The sequence below is a fragment of the Paenibacillus shenyangensis genome, from assembly GCF_000346635.1.
In the GTDB taxonomy this organism is placed as follows: Bacteria; Bacillota; Bacilli; order Paenibacillales; family Paenibacillaceae; genus Saccharibacillus; species Saccharibacillus dauci.
In genome coordinates this window covers 183,720-197,829 of the sequence record NZ_AOIG01000007.1, presented here as the reverse complement: position 1 = coordinate 197,829, position 14,110 = coordinate 183,720, and the positions used below count along the sequence as shown (strand labels likewise).

Sequence of the window (14,110 nt, the reverse complement as noted above, 5' to 3'; positions counted from 1 at the left end):
AGGAACATACATTGCAATCCATTCTTGTAGTCGGCAGTATCATGATGTTTCTTGCGGTAGCGCTTGGAGCCTTCGGCGCTCATGCGCTCAAAGCCAAACTCTCACCGGATATGATGAAGATCTACGAAACCGGTATTCAATATCATATTGCTCATAGTCTCGGTATGCTGATCATTGGATCGTTGGCCCAGAACTTCCTGCAGGGACAAAGTCTTGCAGTAGCTGCAGGCTGGTGTCTGTTTGCAGGTATTATTCTGTTCTCCGGCAGTCTGTATGCACTCAGTCTGAGCGGCGTACGCAAGCTGGGAGCGATCACACCGCTTGGCGGACTGCTGTTCCTCGCCGGTTGGGTACTGCTGTTAATCGCTGTACTGTCCTGATCCAGCCTACTGGCAGTAAAATCGAATAGCAATCCTTTATCTCAAAAATTTGTATACTGTAATTCAGCCGTATTTATTTTATTCGTTAGCAAGTCTTCACCAATAATCATATGAATGTGTCCATAAAAAAGCCCTGAATCTTCTGCAGCAATCTGTGCTGGCAGGATTCAGGGCTTTTGTTTTATACTTTTTGGAAATTAAAATTCGACTACAAAATTAACGCACAACACGCACTGTTATTTCATCACTGCGTGTCGTTCCTGCAGCATTTACCAGTTCGGCCGTATATACATACTCGCCTGGTGCCCGATCTGTTATGGCACTGACAGCATTTTGTGCTTGTGGCGTAGATGCTTTCAGCGATTGAGTATCGATTAATTTACCATTTTCATACAGACGATATTCGGAAGCATTGGTTCCCCACCATAGATTCATCGTAATGGAGTAACTGCCGTCACCATCCCAATTATTGCTTGCCAGTACCGGTTTGCCCGGCACGGCGTCTTTCACTTCGACTTTTAGCGGCTGGCTCTTCGTGGTGCCATAGCTATTCGTCAGTTCCAGTACATAAGTGTACGTACCGTTTGCTTTGCCTTGAATATCCTGAGTCAATACCTGGGCAGCTGGAGATTGATCTGTCAGCTTCCCTTCCCCGATCAATTGATCATTTTCATACAATTTGTAGGACGAACCGTTATTGCCCCACCACATATTCATCGTAATACGATAATCACCATCACGCAGTCCTGTATCCTGACCGTTATTATCGGAGAGCATAGGAGTACCCGGAACTCCTGTTGCCAGCGGATCTTTGACTGGCGGAGTTGGTTCTGTCGGTTCGGCAGCCGTAATATCAGCACTGCTTCTTGGTTTCAGCTGGAAGCTGTCTTTGAAGATAGCAGCAATACCGCTGATATTCACTTGATCGCCTGACTGGTAAGTGAAGTCTGCCAGCGTCAAGCCAGTACGTCCATCGACCCGTACATGTGTCTTCACTGCATTGGTTGTGTATACATCACTCGTTACATCAAATTCGAACGAACCAGCTGGTGTTGCACTGACAATATTGCTGACCGTTACATTTTTCAGCTGAACCAGCTGTCCTTGATTGTAAGCATCTACCGTTACTGCAGTAGTAGGTTGAGGCAATGAAGCAGTACCTGTCTTTTCAATGGCGATCGGGTCTGTCAGTTCCAGTTCAGCGTTATAGACGGTCGTTGGAGCAGTGATCTGAATAACATCACCCTGTGCAAATCCACTCTGATTCTGGTAGACGTAGATGCCACCTGTCTCATCCTGCATATAGAATGCCTGTCCGCCAAATGATCCCGGCGTTGACGTCACGATACCTTTTACCGTTACGACGGTTCCCGGTGCCTGATTACGCGCACTTTTGATATCAGTCAATGCAGGAATCTGAACTCCGCCATCATCTGTTGGCAGCGGCTCTGCCGGTACATTCGCAATATTGACCGAGCTGGTCAGCAGGTTGCTGCCATTCTGGCGCAGACGCAGGCTGGCTGTACCTTCAGTACCCGGCTTGATGCGTACGGTCAGATCCTTGATCGCATGTCCTTTGCTGTCTGCGGTCAGACTATACGTGGAGCTGTATCCATAGGAAGCAGGCCAAGTACCATCTGCATTCTGGATCTGGGCTACCTGGCTGCCACCTGTCACGAAAATACCTGTGCTGAAGCCTGTCGTCGTACTATTTGGCGTCAGATCATCCGCTACGATACGCAGCTGGAATTCTTCGGCGTTCGGTAGCTTGGCTTGATGCACAAAGCTGTACGTCGGATTGGTTACGCTAACTGTACTTCCATAGGAGCCGGGTTTGAATGTAGAAGGGTCCCACCAGTTGTAACCGGCTGCAGGTGCAGACCACGGTTCTGCCTGTGGTTCTGTAGATGTCTGCGGCGTCTCGATAGCCAGCTGCGGCGTAGGCTGATCCAGCACCAGACCTTCCACCTGATCCAGACGAGTATAGCTCTCGTCGGTGGACAACCAGTTTACTGTATTTACGAGTAGCGTAGCATCGTCTACTTCTTTGAATCCATCATAAGTTGTTTTCTTGGTGCCTGTTTCTTCACGAAGATATTTTGGCGAAGCATCTTCCACCGGAGAAGAATCACCGATAAATGCTGCTTTGCCCTGTCCCAGCTTGGACACGGCTACGTATGGTCCTTCTGCTACTCCACCGCCATTATAGACACCCTGGTCTACTGCATTACCCCAGGCTTCTTTGGTCTCGGGCAGATAGACAATACCTTTGGCTTTGGTAGGATCGGTAATTGCCAGTGTAGAGCCTGCATGCATTGCTACACTGTTAACCCCTTCCGTAATACCAAATGCCTGATCGGGAGCGACTACATTATTCGCATTGATATCCCCGAGCGCGTTATAACGGAACCGGATACCGAAGTTATCCGACAGCCAGTCCGAACTGACTACATCCTTCATCGCTGCTGAATTACGCTCACCCTCGGACATTCCTTTGGCAGGATCTTCCCATGCTCCGCGGCGATAACCATTGATCGATTCGGAACCATCCCAGCGGTTTTTGTTACGATCGGCATTGTAATGATCGCCGATGAAGAAAATACTGCCGCCGCTCTCCACGTACTGCTCCATGGCAGCCTGTTCACTTGTTTTAAAAGGAATATTGGGTTCAGCAATAACGAACACATCATAAGGGCTCAGATCGCTGTATGTAAATGATACGGTCTTGCGCAGCTCTTTGACATCGTAGCCGTCATTTGCCAGTCCATTAGCAAAATCCGAGAATCCACCATCAATGACCCAATCTGCTGCACCGGATGTCTGACCGTGTGTATTATCGAAAAGCACCTTTTTGCCAGCGTTTTCATTTACAATCTTGGCATTGATAAAAGGTGCCGGATCACTCGCTGTCTCCGCATGAACCGTCATATTCTCTCCGCCAAATGCCATTTGCAGCGGCCATGCCAGCGATACTGCCAGCAATGTTTTTAATCCCTTGGACCTCAGTCCGTTCCATGTAACCATAAATGCCCCCTGTAACCGAAATAGTATGTAACGGCAATATCTTACCATGGAAATATATGCAAAAGTCATGAATTTTGTAAAATAAAAACTTATTTATTCATATACCAATTTTTTGCTATTCCTACAGTACATTTACCATATAAAATACAGCACAAAAAAGAAGCTTTCCCGAATTATCATGGGCAAAGCTTCTTTGGTCGGATAACAACAAAAGGAACAACAGCCGCCTTCTGTTATAAGACAACATTCTATTTGTTCAAGCAATTATTCTGGCAACCGGGATACCGATTTTTCTTCTCTCGGTGGACCAGCGTTACCACGATTTACACCGATCAGATCAAGGAAGAACACAAATAGAGGAATACCGATAATAAGTCCCCAAGGACCTATAAAATGCTCGGAGAAAATCAAAATAACAAAAGTATAAAATACCGGTAGGTTTGTTTTGCTGGACATTAGCTTGGGATTGAGCAGATACGCTTCGATCGCATGAATAATCAGGATCAAAATCACCAGATACAGCACATATTCGATTCCACCTACGCTAAGCGCTGTCAGGCTAAGCGGGATAAGGGAAATAAATACGCCTGCTACCGGCACCAGCCCCAATACAAATACAATGACTGCCAGCCCGATCAGGTTCGGGAATCCCATTAGCCATAGCGCCGTAATCGTCAAAATCGTATTGATGAACGATATCAACAGCTGGGCTTCGATAACTTTACCGAATGTATTCAAAAACATCTTGCCAAAATATCCTACTTCCTTGAAAAACCAGCTTAGTTTGCTGTCCTGAAAAGAAGCTGTAAATCGTGTGATATGCGAACGATCCAGCAAAAAGAACAAACTTAGCAGCATGGCAATAAATAGCTGCGAACCGATTTGACTAATCTTGAGCAGCACCGTAAATCCGGGACCGATAAAATGTCCTACATTCTCCAGCACTTGTTCAATATTCAGTGTGCGCAAAAATTCCACAATATAATGATTCCACTTGCTCTCCTGTGGATGCATATATACATCCTGTATCATTCCATATACCTGCACCACTTGTGTACTAACCGTTGGTACCATGCGATAGACCCCCCAGCCGATCACACCGATCAATACAATATAGACTAGCGGCAGTACAAAGAACGGGGATACATTGGGAATCACCCGACGAAACAGCTTCATAACACCGTTATACAGGCTGCCAATCAATATAGTTAGCAGCAGGGTCATCAGAATAATATTCATCATGCTAGACATTGAATAAATGATTAGCACAAGGATCAATAATACTATAATTCGTCTGATTCCATCATGGTTGAGCCACTCTCTTACCTTCATCCACAGACCTCATCTCTATTTATGTCCACTCCTTCCATAATAACGTGTTTGAGCTTCCATGTCACCAAACGCATGTAAAAGCACTGTTAACTATAGCGATATACCAGAAATGGGAGCGGTATCAACCGCATGTTTTTTTATTTAACGGACAAATGTATTGGTGAGTCGTCCCAGTCTGTCGATCTCAATCGTCACCTGGTCACCAGCTTCAAGCCATTGACGTTCTGACTCGGGCAGACCCATAATTACACCTTCCGGTGTACCGGTCAGAATAATATCACCAGGCTGAAGAGTCATATGCCGGGATAAATAATGAATCAACTCGTCACAATGGAAAATCATGTCCGACGTATTCGAGCTCTGAACTTGTCTGTCATTCACGTAAGCACGTATGCCCAACTGATTTGGATTGCCTACTTCGTCAGCAGTAACCAGATACGGTCCCAATGGAGCAAACCCTGCACCAGTCTTGCCGAGCAGCCATTGACTTGTTCGCATCTGCAGATCACGAGCAGACAGGTCATTTGCTGTACAGTAGCCAAATACATAATCCAATGCATTTTCCTTGCTTACATTCTCGGCGATTTGTCCAATAACCATGCACAGTTCTGCTTCATAATCCAGCTGCTTTGCAGACTCGGGGATACGTATATCGGCCAGATGTGCAGTGACTGAATCCGAGAACTTGCTGAATACTACCGGTGTCTCCGGCTCAGGCATATTCGTCTCGGCTGCATGTTTGCGATAGTTCAGACCGATACAGATAATTTTGCCCGGATGTGGTATACATGGCAGCCACTGCACCTGATCTTCTGTCAGCAGACTGTTCTCATACTCGGATAGATGATGATGCAGTAGATGTTCTATACTGGTATGCAGCATTTTGGTCTCCAGCAGTTCCATAGCGGTATGGGGAAGTCTTATTCCGTCCGGCAAAGCACTTTCCAGTACATGCAGCGGCAGAATCCCCTTTTCCAATTGAATCCCGAGCTGATCCTGTCCTTCTACCTGATAATGAACATATTTCATCACAAATACACCTCCAACATCCATGATGACATGCCGGAGGTGCTTATACAACTTTTTAAAGTACGAAGCTGCTCCTATATTGTGTACATTTTACGAATGATAATGGAACACTTCCGGAATTACTTGTGATGTGCTTCCTTCTGCATTTACAATCAGCAAATCGGACATATACGTCTGCCAGCGCTGATTGGCTTCATGATTTGCCAGCTGCACCTGCGCTTGCTCATAATCTTCTACTTCCATATAAGCAAACAATGTCCCTCCATGTAGGAAAATGCTGTATGTCCGGATCCCTACTTCTCCAAAAGCCTGTAGCAGTTCGGGATACACGGCTTCATGACGACGGATATACTCTTCATGATCTTCCGGCCGGATATTCAGTACAAACGATACTCTTTGCATGATCATACACTCCTCTGATTATGAATTATGTATAGTTGGCAGACTCGATCATAGGACTTGATGATCCACCCTATGTGGCTGTCCTTCTTAAATTGTAAGCGTTATCTACTGCAAAATCAAAACCGTTATAATAACATCGTATTGCCACAAAATAAAAGGCCACCAAATGGCAGCCTTTTTTTGATTATTGGATTATGAAGTATCCCTTTATCCTATTGCTCACGTTGCTCTTTACTCTTTGCTCTTAATTGTTTTATATACGATGTGATAATACTGCAAAGCTATTATACATCCGACATATCACGATCATCACCTAATCCAGGTGCTTCATTGGTAGGATGATCTACATATTTACCGTGCGATGGCTTCGCCCACTCATCAAAATGAGCTGCCAGACGCGGCAAGCCTTCCGTCAGATCCGGTCCCATCATCGGCTGGCCATGACCAGTCAGCACATGCTGTGGACGCAGGGAGGCCAGTCGTTCGACCGACTCACGGGCAGCCGTCCAATCTGTCGTCGCATATCTTGGTGGTCCGCACAGTTCACGCTTCTGGATCATGCTATCCCATAGCTTATCCTGGTCTACAGTAATAAACGCATCACCTGCGATCAATGTACCATCCTCTTCTCGGAACAGTGACACGTGACCCGGTGCATGTCCAGGCGTATGAATCCAGCGCCACTGTGACAAGCCTGGTACACTGTGATCAGCTGGCAGATTATGAATATAAGGCTGCAAGTCAACCGGCTGATTCGGGAACACGGCAGACAAGCGGGAATTCAGTCCACCCTCTACGCCCGGATCATAACTTGGATATTTGGACTGTCCGGTCAGGAAAGGCATTTCCATAGGGTGCGCATAGACAGGTACATCCCATTTCTGGGCGAGTTCCACTGCCGAACCCGCGTGATCAAAATGACCATGTGTCAAAATAATCGCTGTCGGTCTTGCACCCGTACCGAATCGCTCATTAGCTACTTTGACAATTTTGTCTGCCGATTGCGGAAGTCCTGTATCTACCAATACCCATTCCCGCAGACTGCCCGGAATCCCGATAAACGCAACATTTACAAATTGCAAAGTCAGACCGTAGACATCGGGACGCAGCTCCACCTCATCTCCGCTTCCTACTGTAGTCATCGGAATCTTCAGATGTTTCATTGGATTCTCTGCCATCTTAATCTCCTCCTCGTATGGTAATCGTTCATACCTTACTCTTACCCAATATAGAAGAGAATTAAGTAACTCAGTCGACAAAAAGCCGGATACCACTGTATTGCAGGGCATCCGGCTATATAGTTGTACATTATTGCATAGAATAAAAGGCTATTAACAGACCCATAACCAGATTATACAGGCTGCTGAGGCTGTTACTTAGACTTGTCCATATGATCAGGCATTCGGGAATTCGCGGATGGTCCAGAACCGCTCACGACTGAAGCGCTCGCGCAGTTCACGATCCAACTTTTTGCTTTTGCCGAGTTCACCCGGTGAAGGGAACTGGGAATGGTGAGCATGGATCGAATCCAGCTTGTTCTGCAGGAAATCACCTACATCATTCTCGGTATCCGGAAAGCCGATCTCGTCCGTACAGTTACGAGAGAACGCCATCGTATAAAGCGGCGGACGTTCAGATTCCGGCAGACGTCCCATAGCACGTACTACAGCTGCACCCGTCGCATCATGGTCCGGATGGACACTGTAACCCGGATAGAAGGTGAAAACTGCTGAAGGCTTAAGCTCGGTCAGCAGATCAAGGATGGCACCATCCAGTACTTTTCTGTCTTCAAATTCAATCGTTTTGTCATGGAAGCCCATCATGCGCAGATCTTGTATACCGATAGCATCGACAGACTTTTTCAGTTCACCTTCACGAATACGAGGCAGATCTACACGATTGGTAAAAGGAGGCGTCCCCATATTGCGTCCCATTTCGCCCAGTGTCAGGCAGGCATAAGTGACCTGACCGCCGCCAGCGATATGTTTGGCGAGCGTACCCGACAGGCTATAGCACTCATCATCCGGATGAGGCAGGACGACGAGAACGCGTGAATTGGCAGGAATAGTCATCATCATTGGTTTCATCTCCTCGTTCATTAAAAAGGTTCCTTGCTCAGTTGCAGAGCGACGACCAGCTTGCCCTGGGTATCATGTCCCGCCAGGATCAGCCGCTCCGAATCACTCTCTTCATAGTGGGTCAGTCCCTCGGAATAAACCCAGCCGTGCTCGGTTTTGAGACCCACACGGAAATGAGGGGCTTTCTCCGAAATGGAACCGGTCGTATAGCGGATCAGCGCATTGCTGATAAAAGTTGCGGCAGGATGCTTGGTGCTGTCCAGATGGGAAGCATAAGCGCCTGTTGTCATCTCCAAATGAATGTACAAATCCTGATCTTGGAGATCATGGATTCGCTGCTGGATAATAGCTGGATCAATAAGCTGCATGGCCATTGTACGATTCCTCCATCTTCTTACTCTGTTCGGTGAATCTATCGTAACAGACCTTTCCATGAAAAGGAATGCCTGCTGCACTCTACATAATAAACGCTTCGCTGTTAGCAAAGACGAATGTTATGTCGATCACCTAGTACTTATTATAGTATACTATATTATTTTTAGTATGTATAAGATTCTTCGATTGCAGCCTTTTATTGATCCAGATATCCTACGCCAAAAAGCCCGAGAATCCGCATATCGCGCAGATCCTCAGGCTGTGATTTGGACAATCCTTTACTTTTATCTGCTTCTCTATTTCCCTTATTTAATGATACAATCCCTGCTTCTTCATCTCTTCTGTGAGCAGCCGAGCCAGCTCAAGCGCTCCAGCATGATTGGGATGCAGCGTATCTCCATCCATATAGAGTGCCAGTGTGGCTGCCGGTCCGATTGAGGTAAAATAAGCCGAACTGATCACATTCAGATCAATCAACCGCACGCCTTCTTCAGCAGCCAGTGCTATAGTCGCTTGGCGATACCAGCGTCCCTCCGCATTATGAACACCTGCACTGTTGAAATCGGTAGCGCGCCCCTGTGGTGTAGACAGAATGACCGTAGCACCTTTGGATTTGACGAGCTGGACCATATTGCGCATAATTTCTTTGAATTCCGCTTCGGTTTCGTTATTTTTCGGGTTGGTATCGTTGATGCCCAGCTGGAGGATAAAGTAATCCCCTGGCTTAATGTAACGAAGAATGGCTTCCAGCTGCCCATCGTTACGGAATCCTCTGGCAATCTGTCCACCGGAGGCCATATTACGTACTATATAATCCGATGGATTGATATACTGCTGCAGCATTTGCCCCCATCCCGCCTGAATGCTTGTAGCGAGCGGATAATAATTGGATACTGTCGAATCTCCACCAACATAGATTGTTGGACGAGTGACCGGATTAGTAGATATCTGGGTAATCTCCAGTGCACTGAGGGTAAATGTACCGCCTACTTTGCCTTCGGTAACGAGCAGATTCAGTTGTCCATCCGTAATCGGAATCTCGAATTCGTCGGTGACATTGTTACCAGTCATATTAATCACCTGATATACACCTTCGGCTGCTATGCTGGAACGTCCGGTATTACCGAGCATGGCTTTGACTTTGTACAATCCATTCGGCAAATCCACATTAAAAGTATTGCTGCTTTTGGTACCAAACTCTACAAATTGAACAGCATCACTTCCCGCTCCCTTACCGGCTGCAGATACATTTCGCATATTCGCAGGTGTATTAAATCCATAACCTTTGCTGGCGTTGTATCCATCTTCAGCCCGTACGCCTGTATAACCTGCCTCTACTGCACCTCCGCCAAAATCAAATTTGTAATTGGTGACGGCAGCATCTGCTGCAGACAGTGTAGGCAGCAGACTCGCGAACATACAACCTGCAAGAGCCAGTGTACTTATCTTGCGCAGTAGTCCGGATGCGTTCACGGATTTCTTTTTTGGAGGAAATACATTCACAGGGTTAACAGAAACTGACTGTATTCCTTGTGAAGATGATGCAGAGAGAACGGATACAGCTGGGGCGATGCTTGGATGAGTGGCTTTTTTCATAATTTCCTCCTTTTATTGTAAGCGTATTCGAAGGTACCGTTATAAGATTCGTTCCTTTCTGGTAAACTTCCTCTAATATGTAAGTAAATAGGTTATAAAAATCGCGAACTGCTATATATAATATTCTGGATATGGATACTGGATATAATAGCTCCGGTAAGAAGCCTGAATCGGCGGCGTAGGTAAGAAGACAAGATAAAGATGGAAGATGGAGGTCGAGACAGAGGGTAAATAAAGATCCGACCCGGGAGCAGGGCGATACGGAAGCAATTACATAATCAGCCGCATACAAAAAAACCGGAAATGCCTTCAAGGGCACATCCGGTTTGGATTAGAGATACTATTCCTTTTAGATAAAGCGTACATTCTGTATATGATCTTATACAGCTTGCTTTGCTTATACTTTTTCCTACTCTGTTGTTATAGATATTAAGCTGCTTACTTTACAATCAGTACCGGACACTGGGCATGCTGACTGACATAGTGACTGACGCTTCCCAGCATTAACTCCGAGAAAGTTCCCAAGCCGCGATGACCAATAATGATGAGTTCGACCTGATGTGCGGCCGCATATTTGACAATTTCCTGACCGGCATGACCCTGTAGAATCTGAATACTGGCATCCGGCATCGAAGCAGTCAGGGTACGCAGTTGCTGCCTTACCTGCTCTTCTTCTTCCTCAAAATAAGCTTCCAGCTCATGTGTCGGAATCATTAAAGGCTGTTCCAGCAGCTCGGACGCAGTAGGATCGACATAAATGATTTCAATATGGGACTCCTGCGCTGCAGCAAAAGCAGTCGCATGTTCCAATGCACGCTGAGCATGCATGGAGCCATCATAAGGGACAAGAATATTAGTGTACATGTTCTGGTTCTCCTCTCCGGATTAATGACTGGTTGCTGGCTGGTTCAGCGGGCTGGATGCCGGACGAATCAATGCTGTACGCAGTACGGTAATCCCCCATGTAATAATCGCAATCAGCAGCAGGTGGATAACAAAAGTGGTGACTGGCGCACCACTGTAAATCAGACGCAGATATCCCTGAATACCATTGGGTGCAGGCAGGAAGCTGCCAATATGACGGTAAAAGGGGGTCAACATCGCAGATGGAATAATATTGCCTGCAGTCATCAGCTGGAATGGAATTAGCGCCACATTAAATAACGGAGCCGCATTGCCAAAAAGAGCAAATCCCATTTGCGTAACGGCAATACAAGCGATATAGACAAGAATATGGAATCCCCACATCTGCCAGAATGAAGCCGCAGTATCTGCAAACACCATGGCTACGCCGGTAACAATAAGCGATCCGATAATGGATACCCCAAGCAGCAGTAGCTGTCTTCCCCAGAATATATCCCATTTGCTGTGACTGCGCTTGAGCATCATGGAAGACAGGTTTAACTGGATATTCATTGTCATTACCCCAATATAGGTGATAAATCCAAGGATCATCGGCAGCATAGAGATAGCAAAATTGCTAATATCATGCGTTTTGACTACTTCGGTAGTAACTGCCTGCTGCTCTACATTGGCAAAAACCTGTTTGCCGACAGAAGCAGAAATCTGTGCTGTCGAGCTCTCCATAATCGATTTGGCAATGTCTGAATTTCCTTGATTAATGTAATACACGAGCTTGGCGTCGCCTTTTACAGCAGCTTGTTCCGTGAAGTTCTTGGGAATGGCAATGACCATCATCAGCGCGCCGCTATCCATCTGCTGCTGCGCTTCAGACAACGATGTGTAAGGGACAATTGTGTAAGGCGCCTGCTTGCCGATAGCATCTGCAATAGGCTGACCAGCTGCCTGATCTTCATTAACAATCCCTACTTTGAGCTGATCAATTCGTTCAGTCGCACCGTTATATCCGGTCATCCAGATCAGTGTAAATATCAATGGGACGAAGATAGCGAATACCAGTCCAATCTTGGTTTGTACAATTTTCAGAAATTCCTTGCATGTGTTTAAAGCGTTCATTCTGTACTTCCTCTCCTGCTTCTTAATTTAAATATTAATAAATGCATAGCCGATAAATGGTTGTGCATGTATTTATCCAAAAAATCACCGGCTTATATATTCAGCCGGATAGATTTTTGTATATTTTATTAATGGATTCAATAAATTGGTCACTGCCTTCATCTGTCAGCATCTCATTAATCTCCATCTCGATTCCACGCATAGCCGGAGTAACCTGTTCCAGTAGTTCCATGCCTTTGGTCGTTAGATGTACATTAACTGCACGACGATCATTGGGATCGACCTGCCGCTGTACAAGCTGCTTGTTCTCTAGACGTTCCAGGGTCTTGCCGATACTCGTCTGATCCCGCTCATGAACCCGAGCCAGTTCTTTCTGAGATACGCCGCCATGTCTGCTCAATTGGTGCAATATACCAAATTGTTCAGGAGTAATATCGTAAGGTTGCAGGCGCTGGGCTGCTTTTTTTCGGTATAAGAGATAAGTTCGGGATAATAACAGTCCCAGAGGACTCTGTTCCTGATCAAAAGGCATATTTATCCTCCTAAAATAAATACTAGCATAGCCGATAATCGACTATGCTAGTATATTACTTCTTATTTTTCAAAGTCAAAGCTTATTTTGAAAAACGCATAAAAAATATTATATACGTCTTATTAATCCCTCGGATAATTCACCTGCATAATATCCATAAAAGGAATCTTGTATAAATCTTCGACCTGCTGTACATGCACCTTGCCTGTACGTGAGTCCATATTTACAATCTGACCGCGCACTGTGTCTTCCCAACCCCATACGGTTAGAACGATCTCTGACTTTTCACGGTACGCTTCAGTGAGTTGGTTACCCATTTCTTCCAGAACAAATTCATCGCGTGTTGGACGCTTGGCCACTTTCGCTTTAGCCAACGAAATACCTCCCTAATCAATATGCTATATCCATTTTAACCTTATATGTTCGTATACACAATACTTTTGACAAAAAAATAAGAACAAACGTTCCTTTTGTGAATATATCTACATTGCTGTATTGTTCTATATCCTGTATGGAAGCCTTCCTTTATCTTATGCTTCCCTATAAATACAGCAAAAGACCGTCCACGAGACAGACGGTCGGTACATATATAGGTATTCCATTAAATTACCAGTTATCTTATTTGGTACTGGTAGATTATTGGCTTAGCAGAGCTTTACCAATACATTATTAGTGTACAGACCGGCCATCCATTTTAGCAGCAGAGATCTGTTTATTTGACGATCATTACCGGAGCCTGGGCTCGCTGTGTAACATAACGGCTCACACTGCCTAATACCATCTCACTCATGGTACTGAGACCTCGGCTGCCCATGACGATCAGATCAGGTTGTGACTGCTGTGCATATTCCACAATTCCCTTGGCTGCACTGCCATACAGAATTACAGTCCGGGCATCAGGAATTTTGGAGATCATCTCACGCAGATTACGCCGGATCTCGTCTTCTTTATGGTCAAAATAAATCTCCAGTTCACTGGAGGTCATAATGAGAGGTTGACGCAGCTCATCTACAGTCGCTGAATCCACATACAGAATTTCCAGTTCGGCTTGCAGGCTCTGGGCAAGCGCTGCTCCACGTTCCAATGCTTTCTGGGAATGCATGGAACCATCATAAGGGACAAGAACATGCGAGATCGCCATGGTGAACTCCTCCTTTGATATGGGCTTCCTTATCCGGCAGTTAGCTATTGAATCAGCAGTATGGAGACCATACCTGATTCCAATATAAACCCATTTTATTCCAATTGCAAGCGTTTTCATTTATAAAAGATCTCACCATTTTCGTCTTTCCAAACAAAACCCCCCTGCTTGGGAGGCAGGGGGTGAGATAGATCCTTAGGAAATAACGTTTATATTGCTTGGTAATCAAGCTTTATAATATGGA

At 45.7% G+C, this 14,110-nt stretch carries 14 protein-coding genes; 1 reads left to right on the top strand and 13 read right to left on the bottom strand.

Annotated elements, in window-relative coordinates:
- Positions 1-11: 11 nt before the first annotated feature.
- Entirely contained in the window at positions 12-380 is a 369-nt protein-coding gene (locus H065_RS0106345; RefSeq protein WP_017812190.1) for a DUF423 domain-containing protein, read from the top strand.
- A gap of 216 nt (positions 381-596) precedes the next feature.
- On the opposite strand, the gene H065_RS0106340 is transcribed toward H065_RS0106345, so the two are convergent.
- The 13 genes from H065_RS0106340 to H065_RS0106280 form a co-directional block, all read right to left on the bottom strand.
- On the bottom strand, positions 597-3,404 hold the full coding sequence (locus H065_RS0106340; protein ID WP_017812189.1) for a chitinase N-terminal domain-containing protein: 2,808 nt from the start codon (positions 3,402-3,404) through the stop codon (positions 597-599).
- Positions 3,405-3,668: 264 nt separating this feature from the next.
- Positions 3,669-4,736 (bottom strand): AI-2E family transporter, encoded by a 1,068-nt coding sequence (locus tag H065_RS0106335; RefSeq protein WP_017812188.1) that lies wholly within the window; start codon positions 4,734-4,736, stop codon positions 3,669-3,671.
- A gap of 141 nt (positions 4,737-4,877) precedes the next feature.
- Positions 4,878-5,765: a fumarylacetoacetate hydrolase family protein gene (locus tag H065_RS0106330; protein ID WP_017812187.1), complete on the bottom strand. Its 888-nt coding sequence runs from the start codon at positions 5,763-5,765 to the stop codon at positions 4,878-4,880.
- Between the two features lie 90 nt (positions 5,766-5,855).
- A complete protein-coding gene (locus H065_RS0106325; RefSeq protein ID WP_017812186.1) occupies positions 5,856-6,167 on the bottom strand; it encodes an L-rhamnose mutarotase in 312 nt (103 codons plus the stop codon).
- A gap of 284 nt (positions 6,168-6,451) precedes the next feature.
- Complete coding sequence (locus H065_RS25385) at positions 6,452-7,345, bottom strand: MBL fold metallo-hydrolase (protein WP_017812185.1); 894 nt, start codon at positions 7,343-7,345, stop codon at positions 6,452-6,454.
- Positions 7,346-7,561: 216 nt separating this feature from the next.
- On the bottom strand, positions 7,562-8,245 hold the full coding sequence (bshB2, locus tag H065_RS0106315; RefSeq protein WP_017812184.1) for a bacillithiol biosynthesis deacetylase BshB2: 684 nt from the start codon (positions 8,243-8,245) through the stop codon (positions 7,562-7,564).
- A 20-nt stretch (positions 8,246-8,265) separates the two neighbouring features.
- A complete protein-coding gene (locus H065_RS0106310) occupies positions 8,266-8,613 on the bottom strand; it encodes a YojF family protein (RefSeq protein WP_026136063.1) in 348 nt (115 codons plus the stop codon).
- A 316-nt stretch (positions 8,614-8,929) separates the two neighbouring features.
- Positions 8,930-10,039 (bottom strand): rhamnogalacturonan acetylesterase, encoded by a 1,110-nt coding sequence (locus tag H065_RS0106305; RefSeq protein ID WP_036629510.1) that lies wholly within the window; start codon positions 10,037-10,039, stop codon positions 8,930-8,932.
- A gap of 615 nt (positions 10,040-10,654) precedes the next feature.
- Entirely contained in the window at positions 10,655-11,080 is a 426-nt protein-coding gene (locus tag H065_RS0106300) for a universal stress protein (protein ID WP_017812181.1), read from the bottom strand.
- Between the two features lie 21 nt (positions 11,081-11,101).
- Positions 11,102-12,193, bottom strand: a complete 1,092-nt coding sequence (locus H065_RS0106295; protein WP_017812180.1) for a YhgE/Pip domain-containing protein — start codon at positions 12,191-12,193, stop codon at positions 11,102-11,104.
- Between the two features lie 100 nt (positions 12,194-12,293).
- Entirely contained in the window at positions 12,294-12,725 is a 432-nt protein-coding gene (locus H065_RS0106290; RefSeq protein WP_017812179.1) for a MarR family winged helix-turn-helix transcriptional regulator, read from the bottom strand.
- Positions 12,726-12,847: 122 nt separating this feature from the next.
- Entirely contained in the window at positions 12,848-13,099 is a 252-nt protein-coding gene (locus H065_RS0106285; RefSeq protein WP_017812178.1) for a YolD-like family protein, read from the bottom strand.
- Positions 13,100-13,437: 338 nt separating this feature from the next.
- Positions 13,438-13,866, bottom strand: a complete 429-nt coding sequence (locus H065_RS0106280) for a universal stress protein (RefSeq protein WP_017812177.1) — start codon at positions 13,864-13,866, stop codon at positions 13,438-13,440.
- Between the last annotated feature and the right edge of the window lie 244 nt (positions 13,867-14,110).

Coding starts and splice junctions, on each gene's coding strand:
- H065_RS0106305 (WP_036629510.1), bottom strand. CDS start 10,039: ATGTTCGCGAGTCTGCTGCCTACACTGTCTGCAGCAGATGCTGCCGTC.
- H065_RS0106325 (WP_017812186.1), bottom strand. CDS start 6,167: ATGCAAAGAGTATCGTTTGTACTGAATATCCGGCCGGAAGATCATGAA.
- H065_RS0106340 (WP_017812189.1), bottom strand. CDS start 3,404: ATGGTTACATGGAACGGACTGAGGTCCAAGGGATTAAAAACATTGCTG.
- H065_RS0106295 (WP_017812180.1), bottom strand. CDS start 12,193: ATGAACGCTTTAAACACATGCAAGGAATTTCTGAAAATTGTACAAACC.
- H065_RS0106280 (WP_017812177.1), bottom strand. CDS start 13,866: ATGGCGATCTCGCATGTTCTTGTCCCTTATGATGGTTCCATGCATTCC.
- H065_RS0106300 (WP_017812181.1), bottom strand. CDS start 11,080: ATGTACACTAATATTCTTGTCCCTTATGATGGCTCCATGCATGCTCAG.
- bshB2 (WP_017812184.1), bottom strand. CDS start 8,245: ATGATGATGACTATTCCTGCCAATTCACGCGTTCTCGTCGTCCTGCCT.
- H065_RS0106290 (WP_017812179.1), bottom strand. CDS start 12,725: ATGCCTTTTGATCAGGAACAGAGTCCTCTGGGACTGTTATTATCCCGA.
- H065_RS0106310 (WP_026136063.1), bottom strand. CDS start 8,613: ATGCAGCTTATTGATCCAGCTATTATCCAGCAGCGAATCCATGATCTC.
- H065_RS25385 (WP_017812185.1), bottom strand. CDS start 7,345: ATGGCAGAGAATCCAATGAAACATCTGAAGATTCCGATGACTACAGTA.
- H065_RS0106330 (WP_017812187.1), bottom strand. CDS start 5,765: ATGAAATATGTTCATTATCAGGTAGAAGGACAGGATCAGCTCGGGATT.
- H065_RS0106335 (WP_017812188.1), bottom strand. CDS start 4,736: ATGAAGGTAAGAGAGTGGCTCAACCATGATGGAATCAGACGAATTATA.